We start from the raw sequence: 3,395 nt of genomic DNA on the forward strand, positions 1-3,395 counted from the left end.
GAACTGGGCGGCTATGCGGGGGCGTCCGGCCCACAGCCCGTCTTCACGAATGATGCGCGACACGGCTGCCGAACAGCTTTCGCCACCGTGCAAGGCGGCGTGGGCGCAGCAAAACCCCTTATGGCGCGAGAGTCGCCGCTGATAAAAGCGAATGGCGCGGAGGACGGCCCGGTCAAGGAAGGACATGGTTCCAAGGGTAGAGGGCGGGGAAACGTTTCAAGCTCCATTCGTAGCGGGTAAGTCTTTACCTTCGTGCAGGCAAGGAAATGAGAAAAGGCGGCAGCCCCCGAAGGAACCGCCGCCCAATCAGGCCAGACGCTTACTGCGAAGTGGTGACCTTGGTGGCGTCGATGGTGTCACCGTTGATCGCGCCCTCAACGGCGATGTTCGCACCGTTGCGGTCTGCGCCGAAGAACTCGTCAGCGGTGGTGGCGATGCCAGCGAACTCGGTGGTGTCGCTCAGATTGATCTTGTAGTTCTTGTCGTTCTCGTTGAGTTCGAAGGTTCGGGCCGTACCGTCAAAGTTCATGACGGTACCTTCCAGACCGTCGCCCGCCGCCATGTCCACTTCTTCGCTCACGTTGGCCTGGTCGTCGTTGGCCAGGGTGCTGTCGGGCTCAGTGGTGGTTTCGGTGGTCGTGGTCTCAGTCGTCGTGGTAGTGGTCGTCGCGCCGTCAGTGCTGGTGGTCGTGGTGCTCTCCGTCTTGGGAGCGCAGGAGGCCAGCAGACCAGCGGTCAGCAGCAGCAGAAAGATATTTTTCATATGCGGCATGATGGAGAGTGACTCCAGAGATAACGTGAACCGATTTACAAAAGCCCTTTAGATTTCTGGCGATGCAGGGGCTTCAATTCATGGCGGTAAGGACAGTTCAGAGCCGGAAATTGAACCCTTCCCCCTCCACGTCCACGACCACCGCGCCGCCCCCGCGCAGCCGCCCAAACAGCAACTCATCTGCCAGCGGGCGCTTCAGCTTTTGCTCTATCACGCGGGCCAGCGGCCTTGCTCCCAACTGCGGGTCGTAGCCCAGTTCGGCAAGGCGGGCGCGGGCAGCGGGCGTGAGAGTCAGGGACACGTTTTTCTCGGACAGTTGCGCGGAAAGCTCCGCCACGAATTTGTCCACCACATGCGCCATCACGTCCCGCGAGAGGGGGGCAAACGAAATCACCGCGTCCAGACGGTTGCGGAATTCGGGCGAGAAGGTGCGCTTGACTGCTTCGGCTTCCTCACCCGCACGACTTTCACGCCCGAAGCCCAGCGCGGGACGGCTGGCGTCGGCGGCTCCTGCGTTGGTGGTGAAAATGATGATCAGGCCGCGCCCGTCCACCTTTTTGCCCGCGTGGTCGGTCAGGGTGCCGTAGTCCATCAGTTGCAGGAAAATGTTGAAGAGGTCGGGATGCGCCTTTTCAATCTCGTCCAGCAGCAAAACGGCGTGCGGATTTTTGGCGACGGCATCAGTCAGCAGGCCGCCCTGGTCAAAGCCGACGTAGCCAGGAGGCGCACCAATCAGGCGGGCGACGGTGTGGGCCTCGCCGTACTCGGACATGTCGAAGCGGATGAGTTCCACGCCGAGGCGCGAGGCTAGGGCGCGGGCCAGTTCGGTTTTGCCCACGCCTGTCGGCCCCGCGAACAAAAAAGCGCCCTGCGGCTTTTGCGGGTCGCGTAACCCTGCGCGGGCCAGTTTGACGGCGCTGCTGACAGCCTCCACCGCCCCCTGCTGCCCAAACACTTTGGCGCTGAGGTCGCTTTCCAGTGTCGCCAGCGAGCCGATTTCCTCGGCCTTCACCGCCCCCACAGGCACGCGGGCCATTCGCGCCACGGTGCTTTCAATGTCGGGTACGCCAATTTCGCCGCCTTTGCCTGCGCTAGAGCGGGCCGCTCCCGCCTCGTCCAGCACGTCAATGGCCTTGTCGGGCAAAAAGCGGTCGCGCAGGTAGCGGCTGCTCAAGCTCACGGCGGCTTGCAGTGCGTCGGGGGTGTAGGAAACGCCGTGGTGCTGGGCATATTTGGGCGCGAGGCCCGTGAGGATTTGCAGCGCGTCGGCCTCGGAAGGTTCGGGCACGTCCACCGTCTGAAAACGCCGCCACAGGGCGCGGTCTTTTTCCAAGTGGCGAACTTCGGCGGGGGTGGTGGCTCCCAGAAGCCTCAGTTTTCCGCGTGCCAGCGCGGGCTTGAGCAGATTCGCCGCGTCCATGCTGCCGCCCTCAGTGGCCCCCGCGCCGACGATGGTATGAAGCTCGTCTACGAACAGCACCGCGTTTTCACCGTCCAGCGCGTGCAATACCGCCTTGAGCCGCTGCTCGAAGTCGCCCCGATAGCGCGTGCCTGCCAGCAGTGCGCCCAAGTCCAGCGCATACACGTCGGCATTTTTCAGGAAGCCTGGGGCTTGACCATCGGCAATGCGCTGCGCCAAAGCCTCCGCCAGCGCCGTTTTGCCCACGCCGGGTTCGCCCACCAGCACGGGGTTGTTTTTGCCGCGCCGCGCCAGGATGTGAACCATGCGCTCTAGCTCTGCCTCGCGGCCTATCACGGGGTCGAACTCGCCGTTTTTGGCGGCCTGGGTGAGGTTCTGGGTGTAGGATTCCAGCGGGTTCTCTTCAGCGGGTGCGTCGGGGGCGGTCAGGTCGCCGTCCACGCCTGCCACGCGCCGCTCACGGCTTTTGCCTGCTACTTTCGCCACCCCGTGTGACACATAATTCAGCACGTCCAGTCGCGTGACCCCCTGTGCCTCCAGCGCGGCGCGGGCGGGGCTGTCGTCTTCTTCCAGCAGTTCTATGAGCACCCGTGCGCCGTCGGCCTGCGCGTTGTTTTTGCTGCCTGGCCCCTTGCCGCTGGCGTGCAGTTGCAACACCGCGCCTCGAATTACGCGGTGAACGCCGAGCGTGAAGTCGGGTTCGGTGTCGTCCAGCACGTCCAATTCGTCCAGGCCGCCCTGCAAGTCTTCGCGCAGTTTGTCCAAATTCACGCCCAGCGCCGTGAGCGCCTCCTGCGCCTGCGCGTCGTCCAGCAGCGCCAGAAGCAGGTGCTCTTGCGTGACATATTCGTGTCCGGCGTCACGGGCGAGGTCGGCGGCGCGTTGGATGGTGAGGTGGAGTTGGTCGGAAATCATGGCAGTGTCTGGAGGCTAACGGTTCGGACGGCACACAATGCAACCTGAGCCGACAATGTGCCCTCTCAGGACAGACCAGCGGGGGCGTTTAACCATGCTGGACGAAAAGTGTCATTTGACAAAGTGTTTTTGTCTTTCTCTGAGAGACGTAATCTTTGTCACCTTTGGCGATAACTTTGAACATCTAGTCTTAATGAAAGCTCATAAAAAGCTGTTACCCGTCGGCCAAGCCGCGTCGCGCCTTCATGCCGCTCATAGGAGAAAACGATGAAACGCATTTCCCTTACC

At 62.4% G+C, this 3,395-nt stretch carries 3 protein-coding genes; all 3 read right to left on the bottom strand.

What is annotated here, in order from left to right; all coding sequences use genetic code 11:
- Window positions 1–186: membrane protein insertion efficiency factor YidD (gene yidD, locus Q4C89_RS14445; RefSeq protein WP_303103323.1), on the bottom strand; the 186-nt coding region annotated here is incomplete at its 3' end.
- Between the two features lie 133 nt (window positions 187–319).
- Entirely contained in the window at window positions 320–763 is a 444-nt protein-coding gene (locus tag Q4C89_RS14450) for a hypothetical protein (protein ID WP_303103324.1), read from the bottom strand.
- Window positions 764–869: 106 nt separating this feature from the next.
- Window positions 870–3,107, bottom strand: a complete 2,238-nt coding sequence (locus Q4C89_RS14455; RefSeq protein WP_303103325.1) for an AAA family ATPase — start codon at window positions 3,105–3,107, stop codon at window positions 870–872.
- Between the last annotated feature and the right edge of the window lie 288 nt (window positions 3,108–3,395).

It is taken from the genome of Deinococcus sp. (genome assembly GCF_030523985.1).
GTDB lineage: Bacteria > Deinococcota > Deinococci > Deinococcales > Deinococcaceae > Deinococcus.